The sequence below is a fragment of the Arcicella sp. GW822-FHT02H01 genome (assembly GCF_058802005.1).
Genome location: NZ_JBXANT010000001.1, coordinates 3503453 through 3526506, shown reverse-complemented (window position 1 = coordinate 3526506; position 23054 = coordinate 3503453). Strand labels below are relative to the sequence as shown.

Annotated in this window: 14 protein-coding genes; 8 read left to right on the top strand and 6 right to left on the bottom strand. The window is 36.1% G+C overall.

From position 1 onward, the window contains the following. Positions 1–30: 30 nt before the first annotated feature. From AC1RNE_RS14720 to AC1RNE_RS14710, 3 genes are all read right to left on the bottom strand, one after another. On the bottom strand, positions 31–1140 hold the full coding sequence (locus tag AC1RNE_RS14720) for a DNA polymerase III subunit (protein ID WP_492801808.1): 1110 nt from the start codon (positions 1138–1140) through the stop codon (positions 31–33). Between the two features lie 145 nt (positions 1141–1285). Continuing rightward, a complete protein-coding gene (locus tag AC1RNE_RS14715) occupies positions 1286–2446 on the bottom strand; it encodes a GlmU family protein (protein WP_492801806.1) in 1161 nt (386 codons plus the stop codon). A gap of 237 nt (positions 2447–2683) precedes the next feature. Next, complete coding sequence (locus AC1RNE_RS14710; protein ID WP_309913032.1) at positions 2684–2929, bottom strand: type B 50S ribosomal protein L31; 246 nt, start codon at positions 2927–2929, stop codon at positions 2684–2686. A 739-nt stretch (positions 2930–3668) separates the two neighbouring features. Between AC1RNE_RS14710 and AC1RNE_RS14705 the strand changes: the two genes are divergently transcribed. Both AC1RNE_RS14705 and AC1RNE_RS14700 read left to right on the top strand, forming a co-directional pair. Further along, positions 3669–6149: a ribonucleoside-diphosphate reductase subunit alpha gene (locus tag AC1RNE_RS14705; RefSeq protein ID WP_492801805.1), complete on the top strand. Its 2481-nt coding sequence runs from the start codon at positions 3669–3671 to the stop codon at positions 6147–6149. A gap of 156 nt (positions 6150–6305) precedes the next feature. Continuing rightward, positions 6306–6773, top strand: a complete 468-nt coding sequence (locus AC1RNE_RS14700; protein WP_492801804.1) for a DUF4890 domain-containing protein — start codon at positions 6306–6308, stop codon at positions 6771–6773. Positions 6774–6911: 138 nt separating this feature from the next. Here AC1RNE_RS14700 and nadA read toward each other — a convergent pair whose 3' ends face one another. Together nadA and nadC are read right to left on the bottom strand one after the other, a co-directional pair. Further along, positions 6912–7901, bottom strand: coding sequence for a quinolinate synthase NadA (gene nadA, locus AC1RNE_RS14695; RefSeq protein WP_492801803.1), 990 nt, complete (start codon positions 7899–7901; stop codon positions 6912–6914). Between the two features lie 90 nt (positions 7902–7991). Next, a complete protein-coding gene (gene nadC / locus AC1RNE_RS14690; RefSeq protein WP_492801801.1) occupies positions 7992–8846 on the bottom strand; it encodes a carboxylating nicotinate-nucleotide diphosphorylase in 855 nt (284 codons plus the stop codon). A gap of 119 nt (positions 8847–8965) precedes the next feature. Here nadC and AC1RNE_RS14685 point away from each other — a divergent pair, with 119 nt between their 5' ends. From AC1RNE_RS14685 to AC1RNE_RS14670, 4 genes are all read left to right on the top strand, one after another. Beyond that, entirely contained in the window at positions 8966–9328 is a 363-nt protein-coding gene (locus AC1RNE_RS14685; protein ID WP_492801800.1) for a hypothetical protein, read from the top strand. Between the two features lie 123 nt (positions 9329–9451). Continuing rightward, positions 9452–12406 carry a protein translocase subunit SecDF gene (gene secDF / locus AC1RNE_RS14680; protein ID WP_492801798.1) on the top strand — a complete coding sequence of 985 codons (2955 nt, stop codon included), beginning with the start codon at positions 9452–9454 and terminating at the stop codon, positions 12404–12406. A 223-nt stretch (positions 12407–12629) separates the two neighbouring features. After that, positions 12630–14114 carry an APC family permease gene (locus AC1RNE_RS14675; protein ID WP_492801796.1) on the top strand — a complete coding sequence of 495 codons (1485 nt, stop codon included), beginning with the start codon at positions 12630–12632 and terminating at the stop codon, positions 14112–14114. A 140-nt stretch (positions 14115–14254) separates the two neighbouring features. Next, complete coding sequence (locus AC1RNE_RS14670; RefSeq protein WP_492801794.1) at positions 14255–15856, top strand: peptide chain release factor 3; 1602 nt, start codon at positions 14255–14257, stop codon at positions 15854–15856. Positions 15857–15909: 53 nt separating this feature from the next. On the opposite strand, the gene AC1RNE_RS14665 is transcribed toward AC1RNE_RS14670, so the two are convergent. Continuing rightward, a complete protein-coding gene (locus AC1RNE_RS14665; RefSeq protein WP_492801792.1) occupies positions 15910–17664 on the bottom strand; it encodes a phospho-sugar mutase in 1755 nt (584 codons plus the stop codon). Positions 17665–18443: 779 nt separating this feature from the next. Here AC1RNE_RS14665 and AC1RNE_RS14660 point away from each other — a divergent pair. Next, a complete protein-coding gene (locus AC1RNE_RS14660; protein ID WP_492801791.1) occupies positions 18444–21452 on the top strand; it encodes a SusC/RagA family TonB-linked outer membrane protein in 3009 nt (1002 codons plus the stop codon). Between the two features lie 30 nt (positions 21453–21482). Continuing rightward, positions 21483–22925 carry a RagB/SusD family nutrient uptake outer membrane protein gene (locus AC1RNE_RS14655; protein ID WP_492801790.1) on the top strand — a complete coding sequence of 481 codons (1443 nt, stop codon included), beginning with the start codon at positions 21483–21485 and terminating at the stop codon, positions 22923–22925. Positions 22926–23054 lie beyond the last annotated feature (129 nt).

Below are 23054 nucleotides of genomic sequence, written 5' to 3'. Positions count from 1 at the left end.
AGCTGTAAGCTTTTATGATGAATGTTTTTATTAACTTTTAAACAATCTACCGACGGTTAATGATAAATCTAAATGTAAAATCTTCGCCCTTGCGTTTCGTTCTAAATAATAATATACTTGACTGAATTCCTGTACAATCTGTTCGATGGCTTCTATTTTTACTGCTCTCGAAAAATTCTGAACGAAAGTAAGCTCCTCTCCTTCTAACCTCACCAAAACCTCTGCACCATTTTTCCAAAGTAACAAATCTCTGAAAATATTCAATCCGTATTCCATCATTCCCTTTTGTTCTTCTTTGGGCAATGTATCAAATTCATCGGCTAATTTTATCAAAGCTGCCGCATCCAGCTTATAAGCCATCCGCATCCATTTGGCAAACCACTCATGTTGTGCTTGTCCATCTTGACCTGTCAGTGCAACGGCTTTAGAGATATTCCCTTCTGATAGATAAGCAATCTGCTTGGCTCTTTCTTTAACGACGCCTTCTTTCTGAACCAGATACTCAACAGTGTCTTCATCCGAAAGTGCGGGAATCATCACCCTTTGCGTTCTAGAAAGTATGGTTGTTAATAACTTATTCGCATCATTACATACGAGAATAAACAAGGTTTTGATAGGCGGTTCTTCTAAAATTTTCAATAAAGAATTCGCCGATTCTATGTTCATTAATTCTGGTTGCCAGATAATCAATATTTTATATTCAGCCTCAAAAGCTTTCAGCGAGATTTTATCAATGATATTATGTGCTTCTTTAATCGGAATAATACCTTGTTTATTGCCCGTTGTTCCTGTAAATTCCAGCCAGTCGGTTAGGCTACGATACGGACTTTCCATTAAAAACTTCCGCCAAGTAGGCAATAATTCTAAGATGGTTTCTTTGGCGCTTGGTGTTGGGAAAATATGGTGAATATCTGGATGCACCATTTTTGCCATTTTGACACACGAAGCACAACGCCCGCAAGCATCCTCCTCTCCTCTTTCCTCGCAATTGATATAAGTTGCATACGCCCATGCTAAAGCCAGATTGGCTCCACCGACTGCTCCATGAAACAATTGGGCATGAGCCACATGGTTCATCTGCACCGATCGAATCAGTGTATCTTTAATAGACCTTAACCCTGGGATATCTTTAAATAACATTTACTTTCGATTTGAAAATTTGATGATTTGAAAATTTGAAAATGATTTCTCTCATCATTTGATGATTTGAAAATTTGATGATTTGAAAATAATTAATTTTTATTCCATCCACATTTTCAAATTACCACACTTTCAAATCATCAAATTAAACACTAGTGTGCTCAAAAACTGCTTTTAAAATTTGTTCTTCTACTCCGTCAAACTCTTTCCCTCTGCGTTCCAACACAGCACGTGCTACTTGGTTTGCCTTACGAAGGTGATAGGTTTTAAACGTTCCATTGCCATTACTCCACGAAAACGAAGGAATATGTTTTGGTTGAAAATCAGCACCAAAAATATTACAATTTACGCCTACTACCGTACCCGTATTAAACATCGTATTGATACCACATTTAGAATGGTCGGCCATGATTAAGCCCACAAATTGCGACCCCGTATTTTCATATCGATTGGTAACGTAACTCCACAATTCAACTTTTGAATAATCATTTTTCAAATTAGAATTATTCGTATCTGCCCCCCAATTACACCATTCGCCTATCACGGAATTTCCCATGAAACCTTCGTGTCCTTTGTTTGAATTGCCAAAGATAACGGAATTACTGATTTCTCCGCCCACTTTAGAGAACGGACCAATCGTAGTATTTCTCCTCATCTTAGCGCCCATATTGATTACTGAGTTCTCGCAGATAGCAAAAGGCCCTTGAATCAAAGCACCTGCTTGGATGTTTACTCCTTTTCCTAAATAGATGGGGCCATTGCTAGCATCCAATACGACTGCTTTTAGCTCTACTCCTTCTTCAATAAAAATCTGTTCTTCATTGTAAAAAGCCGTAAATCTATCATTAATAGGCTGTGATGTCCTGTTTTTAGTGATTCTTTGGAAGTCGCTAATAATCTGTTCACCATTGTGTGTATAAATATCAATTGCTTGACGAACGATTCTGAGTTCCTCTTCAAAAGCGACGGTATCTTCAAATACATCGGCTATCGTTTTGCTTCTATAAGCAAGAATAAGCCCTTCTTGTACTAAAGCCGTTGCTGGTGCTAATCCTAGAATAGCTTCTGTTAATAGCGCTGTAGGGCAAACAGCACCATTGATAAATATATTATCATCAGCCAACACGAGGGGGTATTTGGCTTGTAAATAATCTTGTGTATAAAATGACACATCGCTCCCTAGGAAGTCCTGCCATTTCTGACTGATGGTTTGTATACCTATACGGATTTCACTAACAGGGCGCGTAAAAGTGAGAGGTAACAAAGACTGACGAATCTGTATTTCATCAAAAAGAATAAAATTCATAAAGCTTAGCACGGACGGTCCCATCCGCAGGGCAAGATTATTTTATGATATGTTGTAATGATACAAAATTAGTGGATGAATAACAGCCACTTAATAACTCAAATATTATCTGTTTATCATCAACAGGTTTATACCTACAAAGATACGTGATATATTGCCGATATTTTACAACAAAAAAGCCTTTCAGATTTCTCTAAAAGGCTTTTTGTTAATTTCGACTCCTGTTGTGCGGAAGAATTATTTCTTTCCACCGAAACGTTTGTAGAATTTATCAACACGACCCGCAGTATCCAACAATACGTTTTTACCTGTATAGAATGGGTGTGATTGAGAAGAAACTTCGATTTTGAATACTGGATAAGTTTCTCCTTCAAATTCAGTAGTTTCAGTAGTTTTAACACATGACTGCGTTAAAAACTTGTAATCAGCAGACAAATCATGGAAAACCACTGGTCTGTAATCTGGATGAATTCCTTGTTTCATGGTAATATTTTGATTTTGAGACGATTCCCCGCCGTCTCTGTATTTGTATATAATTAGTCTGTTGTTAAATTGGGAGATACAGTATTCAACGTGTTTAAGATAAATTAAACGAATTACTGATAACAATCGACAAAGGCACTTTTCTATTTGAGGGTGCAAAATTACATTTTTTTTGGTGGTTTCAAAAACTTTTTTAAGGTAATTTGATTTAAGTTTTTGAGAAAAAGTAATCTAAATTTTTTCTGATTTTTTTCTGTATGATTATTCCAAGTTGAACACTTCGTAGAATGCCATCAGACCAAAACTCCTATTGTACATAACACATAGTTTGTATTTTTTTTAGATTCTTAATAGCGATTTATTCATTGCGAATAGATTAAGAAATTGTTATCTTTGAAGTGCATACCGAAACCATCCAGCAAAAAGCCTTTGCAGTTATTTAAAGATTTAGCCTATCGAATCAGATTTTGATTTCTTTGCGATAGCTATTATATAAATTCTCAAAATTTTAGATTCAATCATTTTAAATCATTTTTCCCTTTCAAAGAAAAAATAATGATTTGAATAAAAAATAATGGAGATTGCGGAATGAAAAACAAACGGTTCGTGTTCATCTGAACACCACCAAATTGGTATGAATGATATAGTCATGGTATGATTATTTGATTTCTTAAAATGATTATATTTAAACCTGTTTTCTTATTTTTCTGAATCAAACACAACAAAAACCCGAGTTATTATGTACGTTATAAAAAGAGATGGCAGACGTGAGTCTGTAAAGTTTGACAAGATTACAGCCCGAATCGAAAAACTTTGCTATAGTCTCGATCCATTCTTTGTGCAGCCTCTCGAAGTAGCTAAAAAAGTTATTACGGGGCTCTATGATGGAGTAACCACGAGCGAATTAGACAATTTAGCAGCAGAAACGGCAGCTTCGATGACAACCAAGCACCCCGACTATGCAGTGCTCGCAGCTAGAATTGCTGTCTCTAATTTGCATAAAGAGACTCTGAAGTCGTTTTCAGCAACAATGAAGCGTCTTTATAATTATACAGACCCAAAAACTGGGGAAAACGCAGCGTTATTATCCAAAGAAGTATATGATGTCATTAAGAAAAATGCAGGAGAATTAGATGCTGCTATTATTTATGACAGAGACTTTGGTTATGATTACTTTGGTTTCAAAACGTTAGAAAAGTCCTATCTTCTGAAAATGGAAGGTAAGATTGCTGAACGTCCGCAACACATGTTGATGCGTGTAGCCATTGGTATTCATGGGGCTGATGTTGAAAGTGCTATTGAAACCTACAATTTGCTCTCAGAACGTTGGTTTACGCACGCTACTCCTACGCTTTTCAACGCAGGTACACAAAAACCACAGATGTCATCTTGTTTCTTATTAACGATGCAAGACGATTCTATCGAAGGAATTTATGATACATTAAAACAATGTGCAAAAATTTCTCAGTCTGCTGGTGGTATTGGCTTGTCTATCCACAATGTCCGTGCTACTGGGTCATATATCAAAGGAACAAACGGTACTTCAAACGGTATTGTACCGATGTTGAAAGTATTCAATGATACTGCTCGCTACGTTGACCAAGGCGGTGGAAAAAGAAAAGGTTCTTTTGCTGTTTACTTAGAACCTTGGCATGCTGACATTTTTGATTTCTTAGAATTAAAGAAAAATCATGGTAAAGAAGAAATGCGTGCAAGAGATTTATTCTATGCATTGTGGATTCCTGATTTATTCATGAAACGTGTAAAAGACAATGACACTTGGTCGTTATTATGTCCACACGAATGCCCAGGATTGGCAGATACTTATGGTGAAGAATTTGAAAAACTTTATACTAGTTATGAATTAGCGGGTAAAGCTCGCAAAGTAATTAAGGCACAGGATTTATGGTTCGAGATTCTAGAATCTCAAACAGAAACAGGTACGCCTTATATGTTATTTAAAGACCATGCAAACCGCAAATCAAACCAAAAGAATTTAGGTACGATTAAGTCTTCAAACTTATGTACTGAAATCATGGAGTATACTTCTAAAGATGAAGTTGCTGTTTGTAATTTGGCGTCTCTAGCTTTACCAAAATTCTTAAAAACCAATGCAAGAGGTTTCCAAGAGTTTGACCACGAGGCTTTGTATAAAGTAACGAAGGTTGCAGCTAAAAACTTAAACAAAATCATCGACCGTAACTATTATCCTGTTGAGGAAGCAAGACGTTCAAATATGCGTCACCGCCCAATCGGTTTAGGAGTACAAGGATTAGCAGATGTATTTATTTTGTTAAGAATGCCTTTTGAATCAGAAGGAGCAAAACAATTAAATAAAGACATCTTTGAAACGATGTATTATGCTGCCATGGAAGCATCTATGGAGCTAGCCATCAAAGAAGGTCCTTATGAAACTTGGGCTGGTTCACCTATCTCACAAGGTATTTTCCAATTTGATATGTGGGGAGTAACACCAGAGTCAGGACGTTGGAACTGGGAAGAATTAAGAGCGAAAGTAAAAGAACATGGTGTAAGAAACTCATTGTTAGTAGCACCAATGCCAACTGCTTCGACCTCACAAATCTTGGGTAACAACGAATGTTTTGAGCCTTATACTTCAAACATTTATGCACGTAGAGTACTTTCAGGCGAATTTGCGGTAGTGAACAAACACCTTCTTCGTGACTTGGTGAAATTGAACCTATGGAACGATTCGATGAAAAACAAATTGATTTCTGCTAACGGTTCAGTACAAAACATTGCTGAGATTCCTCAGGATATGAAAGATTTGTACAAAACAGTTTGGGAAATTAAACAAAAGGTAATTATTGAAATGGCTGCCGACAGAGGTGCTTATATCTGCCAGTCGCAATCATTAAATATACATATTCAAGACCCGAACTTTGGTAAACTTACTTCGATGCACTTCTACGCATGGGAAAAAGGCTTGAAAACTGGGATGTATTATCTTAGAACAAAAGCTGCTGCCGATGCTATCAAGTTTACAGTCGAAAAACAAGCCGAAGTGGCCATTGAGCAAGCAAATGTTGTGCAAGAGCACGAGATGAGTTATGAAGCTTATGCCGCACAAGCCGCACAAGCAAAATCATCAGCTGCCTCTCTCGTTGTAGGAGGTTTAGACACCGTAGTCGAACAAAACTGGTCGGCGATGCAATGCTCAATTGACGATCCTGATGGATGCGAAGCCTGCGGGTCTTAATAGTTTCAGTGTAGTAGAAGCCCTCAATCTTAACAGATTAAGGGCTTTTTTGTAAACTTCATATAAAATAACTTAAAACAATTCCAGAAAATTATTAATTTAACCGTCTGTTCTTTGAAGTAACATCAAAAAATCACTAAAACAGTCGAGATTCCAATGAAATCAAATAATTATTTATCATTTTTAATTGCTTTATCTGTCTTTATTTTTTTACATATCAATGAAAGCAAAGCCCAATACGGTCAAGGATATGGACAAGGAGGATACGGAAGAGGTGGCTTAGGTGGTGGCAGGCTTCCACAAGCAGGCGAAGGTATGCAAAGGAAACCTGAAAGCATGGATCCTGAAAAAATTGCTACTGAAGAAACCCGTTGGATGACCAAAAAGCTTAAATTAACAGAAGAGCAACTACCCAAAGTAGAGAATGCTAATATTAACTATGCTTTTAAAAGAATGGATTTTTCGGAAGAGGTAAAAAAGCTGGTGCCTCCTGTATCGGAAGAAATTCGTTCAAAAATTAGAGCAAAAGCCGTAAGCATAAAAGAAGATAGAGACAAAGAATTGAAAGCGATATTAACAGAAGAGCAATTTCAAATTTATTTGAAAAAGAAGGATAATTATTAAATAAGAAAATAAGCCTTAAAGTACAAAATCGCATGGTTGAGTAATAGTAGAAAAACCTAACGATTGATAGATTGTAAAATATAAAAGCCCTCGAAACCATATTTGATTTCGAGGGCTTTTATATTTTCAATAAACTATTTATTTACTAATTTCCAACATTGCCTTTAGAGCTTTCAATGCTGGAATCCTTACTTCTTCTGATACTTGAATTTCTGGTAATTCATAGAACATGGCGTTGTATAATTTCTCCATTGTATTCATTTTCATATACGGGCATTCTGAACAAGCACAAGAATTTTTCTCGTTCGCTGGTGCAGGAATAAGCTTTTTATGCGGTACGGACATTTTCATTTTATGTAAAATACCTGCTTCCGTCGCCACAATAAACTCCTGACAGTCTGATGTTTGCACAAAGCTCAACAATGCTGTGGTAGAACCTACAAAATCAGCTTGAGATAAAATCACCTCCTTACATTCTGGGTGAGCAATCAATAATGCATTAGGGTTTTCTTCTTTGACTTTCTTTAATTTCTCTAAAGAAATATCAATATGAACGATACAAGCACCTTCCCACAAAATCAACTCTCGTCCTGTTTTCTTGGCTACATATCGACCTAAATTAGCATCAGGTGCAAAAATAATTTGCTTATCAGCAGGAATCGATTCTACTACTTTTACTGCGTTGGATGAAGTACAGATAATATCAGTCATGGCTTTAATATCGGCCGTGCAATTGATATAACTTACCACTACTGCCTCAGGATACTTTGCTTTAAAGGCAGCAAATTCTTCTTTAGGAGCAGCATCTGCCAAAGAACAACCCGCATTTAAATCTGGTAAAACAACCTTTTTATTAGGGTTTAAAATTTTAGCTGTTTCGCCCATAAAATGTACCCCACAGAAAACAATCATGTCTGCATCCGTTTTTTCTGCCGCCTGTGCTAATCCCAAACTATCTCCTAAAAAGTCTGCGATTTCCTGAATCTCAGCATCTACATAATAGTGTGCTAAGATTACCGCATTTTTTTCCTTTTTCAGTTTTAAAATTTGTTCCTTTAAATCATCTCCTTTAAAGGGCACCGAGCGACTCACATAGCCTACTCTTTGTGATTCATCTAATAAATTCATTGTTAAAATTTTATACCGTAAGAAAAGACATCTTTTATTGAATAGGGACAAATTCCTCTCCTATTCATCAATCACTATTCACTAATGATGCTAATATGCTTTTAGACTCAAATCTAAACTATTTACATGATGTGTTAAAGCTCCGCAAGAAATATAATCTACCCCGCATTCAGCATATTGTCTCACTGTTTTTTCATTAATTCCTCCAGATGCCTCAGTAGCATACTTTCCATCAATCAATCGAACTGCTTCACGCAAATCTTCAAAAGAAAAATTGTCTAGCATAATTCTATGAATATTGCCTATTACTAAAACCTCCTGAAGCTCTGTTAAGTTTCTTACTTCAATTTCTATTCTTAAATCACGCCCCGTCTCTTTCAGGTATTCATTCGCTTGGTTGATAGCATTTTTAATACCTCCCGCATAATCAACGTGATTATCTTTAATCAAAATCATGTCGAACAAGGCATAACGATGGTTTTCTGCTCCGCCTATCTTGCAAGCCCACTTTTCGCAAAGTCGAAAATTGGGTGTTGTCTTACGGGTATCTAATAATTTTGTATTTGTTCCTTCTAACAACTTCACCATAGCGTCTGTATAAGTAGCAATACCCGACATCCGTTGCATACAATTGAGTACCAGACGCTCTGCTTTAAGAATAGATTGCGAAGACCCTGCAACGGTTAAAACAACTTCTCCTTTTTTAATCGCTACACCATCTTCCAATAATATCTGGACTTCAAGTGTTTTATCAACTTCTTCAAAAATCATTGTTGCCAAATCTACCCCTGCTAAAACTCCGTCTTCTTTCACTAGCAATCTTGCTCGTCCAGTAGCGGTACTCGGGATGGTTGATAATGACGTATGGTCACCATCACCAATATCCTCAGCTAGGGCTGTTTGAATGAATTTCTTGATATATATTGGTTCTAAATAATTAAACATTTCTAAGCATTTTATGAATGATGGCTCAAAAGTAAGAAATATTTTCAAACAGGCAGAACAATTATTTTAAGTCAGAATTTGGAAATACCAAACAAAAAGTGATAGTTTTGTAATTCAAAATGCAAAAACATTCTCACATAGCTCGTTTGGTAAGCGTCTTTTTTATGTCGCTAGTTATTGTATTTACCGTTTTTGGTAAAACAATAAATGCTTCACAAAGAAGCCAAATAGCGGTATCTAAAGTCAAAACAGAACAAACTCAGGATAATAACACGCCTAAGCAATGTTCTATTTCAGAGCTTTCGGTCATGCAGGTTTCTGTACCTGTCAACATTGATTTTGCACAAGAGTTTATTTTTAGTCCCTACGAATTTGCTTTTTTATCAGCACAACGCCCTATTCAGGCAGTTCAAAATTTAGCATTTCGCCTACCTCATCTCGAAGTCCTCTTCGAACATTTTATCGTTACCAACGCCCCATAATTTTTCTAATACATATTTTTGATAGATAATCTATCAAAACAAAGACGTTTTGCCATGTCTGGCTAAAATGTTGCAACCCTAATCATCCGTTTATTTACTCACAATTACTTTTTCCCTACAAAAATGCGTTATAAAAGTGCCATCATTTGGCTGACTGGAATTATTTCAGCCTTATGTCTATTTTTTCTTTCATTCACATGGAAAGCAAGTTCAGTTCGTGAAGATGCTCTTGCTTATGCCACTTCAAAATCTGGTGAATTAGATCCTGCCAAGAAAACCCACTATATTGATTCTTTGTGGAAACAACCTATCTATTTAGGTTTTACATTACAAGAAGTAACCACTTATGCATTGCATAAAGGTTTGGACTTAGAAGGTGGACTTCATGCTGTGTTAGAGGTTTCTCCTGTAGAAATTCTTCGTGCACTATCAGGCAAAAGCAATGATCCTAATTTCATCAAAGCACTTGACCAAGCAACTGCTGCACAAGCAACTTCAACAAAAACATTCAATGAATTGTTTTATGAAGCTTTTGCTAAAATTGCTCCCAATCAAAGATTGGCAACAATTTTTGCTAATTCAATCAACCGTGAAAAATTAAATTCTAATTCTTCTGATTCACAAGTAAAGAAAGTAATTAACAACGAAATTGATGGTGCTGTTGACCGTGTTTATAAAACGATTCAAACGCGTATTGATAAATTAGGAGTTGCCAACCCAAACATTCAACGTTTGCCAGGTACCAACCGTATCCAAGTTGAATTACCAGGTGTTGATAATCCAGAACGTGCTAGAAAATTATTATCTGCTGCTTCAAAATTAGAATTTATCGAAGTAGCTGAGATTTCAGAATGGGGTCCTGGCTTAAATAGTTTAGGTGAATATTTGACAGCAGAAGAAAAAGCTAAAAAAGCGGCTACAACTACTAAAACTACAGCGACAGATACTACTAAAGCAGGCGGTTTAGCTAGCCAGTTATCTGGTGCAGCGAAAGTAGCGAAGAAAGATTCTGCTGTGAAAGATACTACTGCTGGTTCGGCACTTACTAAATTGTTCTTGCCTTTGGATAATCAAGGACGATCATGGGGTGTTTTCCGTAAAGATACTGCTCGTGTAAACGAATTATTCAGTCGCCCAGAAGTAAAAATCATGTTCCCTTCTGGTCTTCAATTTGCTTGGAATGCTATTGGAATTCCTGCTACAAATGGTGATGAAATTATTCCTTTTGAGTTCTTGAGAAAAGCTGAAGGACAAAAAGCACCTTTAGACGGAGAAGTAATTACTGATGCATCACAGGATTTTGACCAAAATGGTCGCCCAGAAGTAACCATGAGTATGAATGGTACTGGTGCTAGAATCTGGAAAAACTTAACGGCTGCTAATGTTGGAAAAAGAATTGCTATTGTACTAGACAACTATGTTTATTCTGCTCCAAACATCAATGGTGAAATTGCTGGTGGTCGTTCTTCTATTTCTGGTTCATTCACAGTTGAACAAGCGAAAGATTTAGCCAACGTAATTAAATCAGGTAAGTTATCAGCGCCTACTCGTATTGTTGAAGACGCTTTTATCGGTCCTTCATTAGGTGCTGAAGCTATCAATCAAGGGTACTTCTCGATGGCATTAGGTTTACTATTAGTAGTTATCTTTATGATTGGCTACTATGGAAGCCCAGGCTGGATGGCCAATGCTGCACTTTTCTTTAACGTATTTTTTATTGCAGGTGTATTAGTGCAAATTCAAGCGGCATTAACATTGCCAGGTATTGCGGGTGTTGTATTAACATTAGGGATGGCCGTAGATGCCAACGTATTGATTAATGAACGTATCCGTGAAGAATTACACCAAGGAAAAGGTTTACTAGATGCTATTAGAGTGGGTTATGAAAAAGCACTTTCAGCAATTATTGATGGTAACGTAACCACCATTATCGTTGGGGTTATTTTAATTATCTTCGGGTCAGGTTCTGTAAAAGGATTTGGAGTTACTCTATGTATCGGTTTGATTACTTCAGTATTTACTGCTGTTTTTGTTTCTCATGTATTAGTAGAATGGATGGCAAAACGTGCTATCAAAGCTGGTAAAGAAAAAGACGTTACTTTTGAAACATTCATTTCAAGAGACCTTTTCAAAGGAATGAATTTTGACTTTATCGGAAAACGTAAATATTCTTACTGGTTCTCGTGGGGTTTAATTGCATTGGGTGCTATTGTACTGACTATCCAAGGTGGTTTTAACTTAGGTGTTGACTTTAAGGGTGGTCGTTCTTACGTAGTAGAATTATCTAAACCTGTAGAAGCAGGAACAATTAAAGATGGCTTAGCGGATAGTTTTGAAGGTAAAGGCGTAGAAGTAAAAACTTTCAACGGCGATACTAAATTAAAAATCACTACTGCTTACTTGGTTGAAGATGAATCGATTCAGGCTAACCAAAAAGTACGTAAAGCTTTAGAGAAAGGCTTAACGAAATTTGCTGATGCTAAACCAACTATTCTTTCAGAATCTAAAGTAGGTGCAACAATTGCTGATGATATTTTAAGACAATCATTCATTTCTATTTTCTATGCTTTAGTAGGTATCTTTATTTACATTCTATTGCGTTTCCGTAAATGGCAGTATTCATTGGGTGGTATCATCGCTCTTTTACACGATTCACTAGTGGTATTAGGTATGGTTGGTATTGTTCGTTTATTCGGTTTTGAATTAGAAGTTGACCAAATCTTTATCGCTGCTATTTTGACGGTAATCGGTTACTCTATTAACGATACCGTGGTAGTATTTGACCGTATCCGTGAAGAAATCGGCGTTGATGCAGACCTTAGCAATAAAGAATTGATGATTAAGACAATCAACCAGTCTATCAACCATACAATGAGCCGTACAGTAATGACAGCTACTACAGTATTCTTGGTAGTGACGGTATTATTAATATTCGGTGGAGATATTTTAAGAGGTTTCTCTTTTGCAATGTTCATCGGTGTTGTGTTTGGTGCTTATTCTTCAATCTTCGTAGCTGCCCCAATCGTTATCGATTTAGGTACAGGTAAAAAGAAAGTAGAACCTGCGACAAAAGCTTAAATTTTAATTCAAAAGGCCTGCTAGTTTTATTACTTGCAGGTCTTTTTTTGTTTTGAGACAAAATATTCTGTATCTTCAAAGATGTTTAAACAAAATATACTTTCGTATAATTAGACATTAGTACTTTTTTAGGAAGACAAGTTTTTCTTTAATACAAAAAGCATATTAATCAAGTAACCAAAATCTAAAAATCACTTCAAATTCACACAAAAACTAAAACCCTATGAGCAACAGTATTTGGCGTAAAAAACCAATGTCAGCTTATGAAGCTGATATTAAAAACAATAAATTAAATAAAGTGCTTGGCAAATGGAGCCTCACTGCAATCGGTATCGGAGGTATCATTGGTGGAGGTATCTTCGTATTAACAGGTACTGCTGCGCATTATCATGCTGGGCCTGCTTTGGCATTATCATTTGTTGTTGCCGGTATTGGTTGTGTTTTTGCTGCATTATGTTATTCTGAATTTGCTTCAATGTTACCTGTAGAAGGTTCTGCCTATGCGTATGCATACGGTACAATGGGCGAAATTTTTGCATGGATTATTGGCTGGGGGCTAATTCTCGAATATGCCATGGGAGCAATGACCGTCGCCGTAAGCTGGTCCGGGTACTTTAATAAGCTACTGCATCTCTTCGGCATTACGATGCCCTATTACTTAACCAATGACCCTTTTTCTGGTGCTCAGTATGCCATTGATAATAATATATCAGAACCCGCAGCATTTTCTTTTAACTTGCCTGCTTTCTTGATTACATGGCTAGTTACTTGGATTCTAGTAAAAGGCGTTAAAGAAGCTGCCAATACAAATAACTTAATTGTAATCCTTAAATTATCAGCTATCTTATTTGTTATTATTGTAGGTGTATTCTTTGTGAATGTTGATAACTGGCATCCATTTATTCCTGAGCCTGAAATGGTAAAACACGCAGATGGTAAGATGCAAGAAGCTTATGGTATCAAAGGTATTTTAAGCGGTGCCGCTGCTATTTTCTTTGCTTACATTGGTTTCGATGTTGTTTCTACTTCAGCAGGTGAAGCGATTAATCCTAAAAAAGATATTCCTTTTGCCATTATTGCTTCTTTAGCTATCTGTACGTTATTGTATATTTTAGTATCATTAGTACTTACGGGTATGCTAAACTATAAAGATATTACTGGTGATGCATTAAAAGCTCCAGTAGCTTATGCTTTTGACCAAGTAGGACAGCCTTGGGCAGTATTTATCATTACTACTGCTGCAACTGTAGGTTTGGTTTCAGTAATGTTGGTGATGATGCTTGGACAAACGCGCGTTTTCTTAGGGATGGCTAAAGATGGTTTATTACCAGACTTTTTCAGTAAAATTCACCCAACTTTCCAAACTCCTTGGAAAAGCACATTGTTGGTAGGTCTTGTAGTTTCTTTGGTAGCCTCATTTACTCCTATTGGTGTATTGAGTGATATGACTAGCTTCGGAACGCTTTTTGCCTTTGCAATGGTTTGTTTAGCGGTATTAATTTTACGTCAACGTGAACCTAATCGTGACCGTCCTTTCAAAACTCCTTTATTGATGTTAGTTGCTCCGCTTGGGATTATTACCAATGTGGCATTGATGTCTTTATTAGATAGCAAAGCTCAATTGTTTGCATTTGTTTGGATGGGAATTGGACTAGTAGTTTATTTTATTTATAGCAAAAGCAAAAGTAACCTCAACGAGGTAGAATAATATTATTCTTTTAGTTTGACTTTAAGACCTCACAGAAAACAAAATTCTGTGAGGTTTATTTTTTTATGAGTAATTTTGCGACTTGATTAGTTTTTTAGGACTGGGTTATTATCGCTCAGTCACTTATTTATAGATTGACAATGGCAACCATACAAGAAGAAATACATAAACGCCGTACTTTCGGTATTATCTCTCACCCCGATGCAGGGAAAACTACGCTCACAGAAAAATTGCTTTTATTTGGTGGAGCTATCCAAACGGCTGGTGCAGTAAAATCAAATAAAATTAAAAAAGGAGCAACTTCCGATTTCATGGAGATTGAGCGCCAGAGAGGTATTTCGGTTGCTACGTCAGTAATGACGTTTGAATACAACAACCTTAAAATCAATATTCTAGATACACCTGGCCACAAAGATTTTGCTGAAGATACTTATAGAACCTTAACAGCTGTTGACTCAGTGATTTTGGTGATTGACTGTGTAAAAGGTGTTGAAGAGCAAACAGAAAGATTGATGGAAGTTTGCAGGATGAGAAATACACCTGTAATTGTTTTTATCAATAAGATGGATAGAGAAGGGCAAAACCCTTTTGATTTATTAGATGAATTAGAGCAAAAACTGAATATTAAAGTTCGTCCGCTTACTTGGCCTATCAACATTGGTTCAAATTTTAAAGGTGTTTATAGCATTTATGATAAATCATTGAATATCTTCAATGCTAACAAAACTAAGATTGAAAAAGAAGTAGTTGCTGTAGACATCTGGTCGGAAGAATTAGATAAAAAAGTAGGTGAAAAAGATGCCAATCAATTGCGTGAAGATATTGAATTGATTGAGGGAGTTTATGGCGATTTTGACAGAAGTGTTTATCTGTCTGGAGAAGTAGCCCCTGTATTCTTTGGTTCAGCTGTTAACAATTTTGGTGTGCAAGAATTGCTGGATACTTTTACAGAAATAGCACCGAGTACACAAGCCAGAAAAACAGATGTAAGAATAGTAGAGCCAGAAGAGAAAAAATTCACTGGTTTTATCTTTAAAATTCACGCCAACCTTGACCCAAAACACCGTGATAGAATTGCCTTCTTGAGAGTTTGTTCGGGAACATTCGAGCGTAATAAATTTTATAAACACGTTCGTTTAGACAAAAACCTTCGTTTCAACAACCCATACAACTTTATGGCACAAGAAAAGGAGGTAATTGACGAAGGCTTCCCAGGGGATGTAATTGGTTTGTATGATACAGGAAACTTTAAGATTGGCGATACGCTATCAGAAGGAGAAGCATTACAATACCAAGGTATTCCAAGTTTCTCGCCTGAGATATTCAAAGAATTGATGAACCTTGACCCAATGAAATCGAAACAATTGGAAAAAGGTATTCAACAATTAACCGACGAAGGAGTAGCCCAATTATTTGTACAAGCACATTTAGGAAACAGAAAAATTGTAGGTACGGTTGGAGAACTTCAATATGAAGTAATTCAATATCGTTTAGAACACGAATACGGCGCAAAATGTCGTTTTGACCACCGTGATATTGCCAAAGCTTGTTGGGTAACCTCAGACGACGAAAAGAAACTAGCAGAATTTGTTCGTTTAAAAGCACAAAACATTGCCCAAGATAAAGATGGGAACTTTGTTTTCTTAGCAGAATCTGAATGGATTTTAAGGATGAATATTCAGAATAATCCAGATATTCAATTCCACTTTACCTCAGAGTTTAAGAGAGCGGTAGAAGCATAAAACAAAAATGGCGAGAAATCTTTCTCGCCATTTTTGTTTAAAAGATGTATTGATTACTTCAAGCCTAAATCTTCTTGAATAGCTGAAACTTTCAATTTCAATTTAGCCAATACTGTTTCAAAATCCTCCGCTTTTTCTAAAGGCTCATTTACAGAAACATAAAACTTGATTTTAGGCTCAGTTCCTGAAGGACGAGCAGATACTTTTGTACCATCTGCCAAAACCAATTGAATTACGTTTGAAGCTTCCATACCTAATCCAGTTGGAATATTTGTTACCGCTCCAGATTTCAAATCAGTTGATGTAAGATTAGTATAGTCAATTACCGTCACTGGTTCAGAACCTGCTACTGTAGCTGGTACGTTACTACGTAAATCAGCCATCATTTTCTGAATTTCTTCTGCTCCAGCTTTACCTTTCTTCGTTAATGAAATCAAGCCCTCGTAATAGAAATTATTTTCCATATACATACTCGTCAAGAAATCAAATAACGACTTGCCATTATCTTTAGCATAAGCTGTTAATTCAGCAATCATGGCACATGAAGCAATGGCATCTTTATCACGCACAGCATCACCAATTAAATAGCCATAAGATTCTTCGCCTCCACCAATAAACTTCTCTTTACCTTCCAACTCACGAATGACAGCAGCAATAAATTTAAAGCCTGTTAAAGTATTATAACATTTAACACCCTGTGTTTCGCACATTTTATCAATGATGTTGGTCGTAACGATGGTTTTAGCAATAAATTCTTTACCCGTTAACTTCCCAGCTTTTTTCCAAGCATCTAATAAGTAATAGATAATCAAGCTTGCCATTTGGTTTCCATTCAACAGTACCCATTCTCCTGCTGGATTTTTTACCGCCGCCCCTACTCTATCAGCATCAGGGTCTGTAGCGATTACTAAATCAGCATCAATTTCTTTGGCCAAGTTCATGGCTAAAGTCATTGCTTCTGTTTCTTCTGGATTTGGATAAATTACCGTTGGGAAATCTCCGTTAGGTTCAGCTTGTGCTTCTACTACGTTTACATCTTCAAAGCCTAATAATTTTAAGGCTTTTGGGACAAGGGTAATACCTGTTCCGTGGATAGATGAATAAACAATTTTCAAGTCTTTCTGACGCGTAATTACATCAGGGTTGATTGAATTGGCTTGAATAGTTTTTAAATATTCAGCATCGATTTCTTCCCCGATTAATGTAATTAAGTCTGGATTACCAGTAAAGTTGATTTCATCTACTGATTGGATTTTGTTTACTTCAGCAACAATGTTCTTATCGTGCGGCGCTACTACCTGCGAACCATCATTCCAATAAGCTTTGTAACCATTGTATTCACGAGGGTTGTGCGAAGCCGTAATTACTAGCCCTGCATTACATCCTAAGTGTCTTACTGCAAAAGATAATTCAGGCGTTGGACGTAATTCCTTAAATAAATACACTTTAATGCCATTGGCCGAAAAAATATCCGCAGCTACTTTAGCAAAAAATGAAGCATTATTTCTTGAATCATGAGCGATAGCCACACTAATGTTTTCTCCTGTGAAATTCGCTTTTAGGTAATTAGCAAATCCTTGTGTAGCTGAACCAACAGTATATTTGTTCATACGGTTTGAACCAACACCCATTTCACCACGCATTCCACCCGTTCCAAACTCAAGATCTTTATAAAAAGAATCTGTTAACTCTGTCTCTTTTCCTTCATCTAAAAATTGCTGGATGATGGCTTTTGTATCTGCATCATAGTTTCCTGAAAGCCACAAGTTAATTTTTTCTTGGGTAAGTGCGTCTAAGCTAGCGATCATAATATTATTTGTTAAGTTAAAGTCTGAGATTTTTCGACCAACAAATATAAAAATTATTTATTGTTTTGAGTACTGTTCTATAGCTTTAGTCTATTGCGATTTATTGAACGGTAATTTTTAGGAATTAGCCAATAAAAAATAGGGTTTTAATAAAACATAGTTATTTCTAAGAACCTCTAGGATTAAATATCTCGATTTAGTGAGAACAGTAAAAGACAACAACCTACCAAAAAATAGGCTTATCTAAGTATGTTTTCAGTATATAAACTTTAAGGTGGCTAAATTGTTTGAACTGTAACCCAATTGATGAAACATCGATAAGGGTGGCTATTAATAGCAAAACATCATATATATCTAAAATAATGTCACTATTAAAGCTAGTATATATGTTACCGTCAAATGCCATACAGTAATTATCTATAGCATTTCTACTTGGCACGATTATGCTAGAGCAATACTTCTATTTCAAAAATAGTTATATTTACCTATACTAGTATATAAAATAAAAATTATCTTTAGTATTGAATACTCTTCTATTGTTTTAGCGAATACTTATTTATTAAACGGAGTTTTTTAGTGATAACAAAATAAAAACCATGTTTTCACAGAAAAAACACAACAAAACATCAGTAATATATGTTAATTTTAAAATAATAAATTATCAATATTCGTTTATATACTGATAATTTATAAGTATACGTTTTAAAGTAAAGTCAAACCTACCAGATTCATTTTTTTTCTAACTAAACATTCGAAACTTTAAAAACAAAATCAACAACATGAACAGAAAACTACTAATGATTTTTGTACTGATGCTGACTTTAACGCTAAAAATAGCGGCTCAGGACAGAATTATCTCGGGGAAAGTGACTTCGTCAGAAGATGGAGCAGTACTCCCAGGTGTAAGTGTGTCGGTTAAAGGTACAGCCAGAGGAACAACTACTGGTTCAGATGGTTCGTATAAAATTAGTGTTCCCAATAATGCAACACTATCTTTTAGCTTTGTAGGATTTATTAAACAAGATGTATCGGTTGGAACAAAAACAATTGTCAATATAGCGCTGGTACAAGATATTACTGATATTGAAGAAGTAGTTGTAGTAGGTTATGGAACTACTAAAAAGCAAAATTTAACAGGGTCGCAATCTACCATATCTGGAAAAGCTTTAGAAGGCAAAGCAGGAGGAAGCTCTTTCGATAACCTTTTACAAGGTAAAGCAGCAGGTCTACAAATAGTTGCCGTAAATGGTCGCCCTTCGGGTCAAACTTTCATGCGTATTCGTGGAGAAGGCTCTTTAGCCGCAGGTTCTCAACCATTAATCGTTATTGATGGTGCACCAGTAGCCAATAGTGAAGCTCAAGGCGGTATCAACATCTTGAATACTATCAACCCTAATGAAATTGAAGATATTCAGGTATTAAAAGATGCTTCCTCTGCGGCTATTTATGGTTCAAGAGGAGCCAATGGCGTAATTTTGGTAACTACCAAACAAGGCAAAAAAGGATTACCAAAACTTACTTATTCTTTCCAAGCAGGTTATTCTGAAAAAACACCTGATAATTTCAAAATGATGACTTTTGAAGAAAAGCTTCGTTATGAAAAAGATTTGGGCTATACTAACGGTTATTTTTCAGATGATATTACGAATATGACTGATGCTGAGTACCAAGCAGAAGTAACCAGACTTGCTGCTGGAAAAACCGATTGGTTTAAAACATTATTGCAAAAAGGACAATTAAGAACACATCGTTTGGGCATTAGTGGTGCAAACGAAGCTTTCTCTTATAACATTGGTCTACAAACATCAAAGATTGGCGGTTTATCAAATGCATCTAACTCAGATTTGAATACGGGTAGAATTAATTTAGAGTATCGCGCTTCTAAATGGTTAAAAACTGGTGCAAATCTGCAATTTACTTCGATAATAACCAATGAACAAAGAGATCGTTATAACGTTCAAAATCCATTTTATGCTATTTATGCCTATAATGCCTACGAGCCAGAATTTAATGATGACGGTACTTACAACTTGACAGTGAATGGATTTAGTATTTCTGAAGCTATCGTAAATAATACTGAAAAACAAAATACGGCAAATGGCTTAGGTACTTTTTTCTTGGCATTATCTCCTGTAAAAGATTTAGAAGTACGCTCACAAATTGGTCTTACTTATACCAATTATGACAGAGAATACTATATCAAACCAGGGTCTATTCTAGATCAATATGTTGGTGACCCTTCTGCACCAGGTTCAAAGACTGATAATGGTTTTCAAAACTTCAATTATGTATTTACCAATACTGCTACCTATAGCAAATCTATTGATAATACCCATAATTTTAAAGTATTGGGCGGTATTGAATTTACGAGAGACAGAATCAAAAGTTTCTCATTATCTTCAAAAGGGTTTCCATCTGATAAAGTAAATACTCAAGATAATGCCTCAACGCCTACAGCGGCAACAACTGCTAAATTAGATTGGGCTTTGTATTCTTTGTTCGGACGTGTAAATTACGATTTCAATCAAAAATATTTTCTTGATTTGTCTATCCGTCGTGATGGTTCTTCTCGTTTCGGAAAAAATAATCGATATGGTTTGTTTGGTGCAGCAAGCGTAGGATGGCATTTAGATAAAGAATCTTTTATACAAGATTTGACGTTCATCAATTCGTTAAAATTAAGAGCTAGTTATGGTCTAACAGGTAATGACCGAATAGGAAACTATACTCCACTAGGACTATATCGCTATAGTAGTTATGGCTTAACGTCTGCTACCTTCCCTTCACAAGTAGACAACGCAGACTTAACATGGGAAAAATTAAAAGCTACTGATATTGGTCTTGATTTTTCTATCATTAATAATCGTCTGTATGGTACAATCGATTGGTATAACAAAGACAACTCTGCCTTACTTTATAACCGTCCATTATCTGCTACGACAGGTTTCCAAGTAAGAACTGAAAACGTTGGTGCTGTACAAAACAGGGGTGTAGAATTTACCGTGGGTTATAAAATTATTGAATCAAAAGATTTGAAATGGGATGTAAACGTTAATTATTCAATCAATAAAAACAAAGTGACAGCTTTGACAGAAGATGGGTTGAATCGTGACGGAGGGCTTTCTCAATTGAGAATCGGACAACCTATCGATGTATATTTCATGACTCGTTACGCTGGTGTAAATTCACAAACTGGCGCACAACAATTCTATAATATCAATGGAGAAATTGTAGAAAACTATAGCCCTAGTGATGCCGTAGTATTAGAAGGAAAATCTCGTTTAGCTACTCGTTTTGGAAACTTCCGTACAGAAGTAAACTATAAAGGCGTTTCATTAAGTGCTGATTTGTATTATTCAGGCGGTAATTATATTTTCAACTCAATGTGGGCTGATTTAACGTCGGATGGTGAATACATTTATAATAACCAAGCAGCAGATGCTTTGAATTATTGGAAAAAAGCAGGTGATACAAATGTACTACCTACGCCAACTGGAATTAGTTATACTACTGACCGTTATTTACAAAAGGGTGATTTTATTCGTTTAAGAAATGTTACTTTAGGTTATACTATTCCTTCAAGTATTACTAAAAAAGCAAAAATACAATCTGTTAGAATTTATGCGCAGGCACAAAACTGGTGGTATTATGCTTTTGAAGCCAAAGGAGACCCTGAAATTGGGTTTGGTCAAGCAGAAAGTACAGGCGGACAAGTTCAAGGTTTATTCCGTGGCTATAGCTACCCTGTGGCACGTCAATTAACATTTGGTATTGATTTAACCTTCTAAATTCATCCATAATACAGACTTCAAAGAAATATGAAAAAATATATTTTAACTCTTAGCATTTTTACTCTGATTGGAGTAACAAGTTGCAGCGATAAAGAACTTGAATTAAGTCCATACAACTCTGTAACTGATACACAAGCATTTGAAACCGAGACTGATTTTGGTAACGCAGCAAGAGGAATGTATGCGCGTAGCGTAAATGGTCTATCAGGCTTATCAGGAACTTTATATTATGCAGGTTCATCTATTAGTCTTCCTGATATCATGTCCGACAATGCTATTATGTGTCGCACAGGTCGTTTGTCAAACCGTTTTTTCCAAGAATGGCGTTATAATGGCGACATCGCTTGGGATTTATGGACACAAGCTTATTCATCTATTCGTAGAGCAAATGGTATTTTGGTAAACATCAATAAATTAGCAGATGGCACAGCCAAAAACAACTTCAAAGGTGAAGCGTTGGCAGTAAGAGCATTGGCTCATTTTGATATGGTTAAATTATACGGAAAAGCTTATACACAAGCAAGTGATGCTGATTTGGGGATTCCTTATGTAGTAAGCACCGACCCAACCGCTAAACCGTCTCGTGAAACAGTTAAATCTAACTATCAAAAAATAGAAGCAGATTTAGTTGAAGCAGCAAGTTTAATTGGTAGCGCCAATGGCATTTATCGTTTCAACAAATCAGCCGTTTATGCGTTGCTTTCACGTTTGTATTTATATGAAGGTCAGTGGCAAAAAGCAGCTGATGCGGCTACTCAATCATTGGCACTAAGCGCTAGCCCTGGTTCAATTGCTAATTTCTCAAGCATTTGGAAAGATGCAAGTAATGATGGCGTATTGTTAAAACTACAAATTGTTGATAAAGATGCCGTTTCACCAGGAGTAGAATATAGCCAAAGTTCTTCTTCGGGCGTACGTTCTGAATATGTGGTTGATTACGACTTCTTTAGATTATTTAAAGATACTGACGTTCGTAAAAGTGCTTACATTGGTTCAAGTTCATTTGGCGGTTTTAGATATAACAACATTATCAAGTATTTTGGTCGTGCTACTGGTAATGCTAACGTGGTTGACCCTAAGGTAATCAGGGTTGCGGAAGTATTATTAAATCGTGCAGAAGCTTTGGCACAATTAAACAAAGATGCTGATGCTTTAAAAGATTTGAATACTTTGAGAGCAAACCGTTATGTAGGGTTTGTAGCAGCAGACAACCAAGAAGGAGGTAATGCCTTGAAAACTGAAATTGATTTACAAAGACGCCTTGAATTAGCATTTGAAGGTCATCGTTTCTTCGATATCAAACGTAAGGGATTAGCCATTAATCGTTCAAATTGGGGAGACAGATATGATGGAACAGGAACAACCTATGGATTCAGAACGTTACCTGCGGGTGATACTAGATTCCAATTACCAATTCCAACCAACGAAATTCGTACAAATGCGAACGTAACTCAGAATCCTGGTTATTAACAAGTATAAAAATATTTTCTTAAAAGGCTTTCTTGATATAAAAAGAAAGCCTTTTTATTCGTTTAAGATATGCCTGCTCATTGATTAACTATGTTTCTAAAACCTTTATTAATTTCTATCAAAAATAGT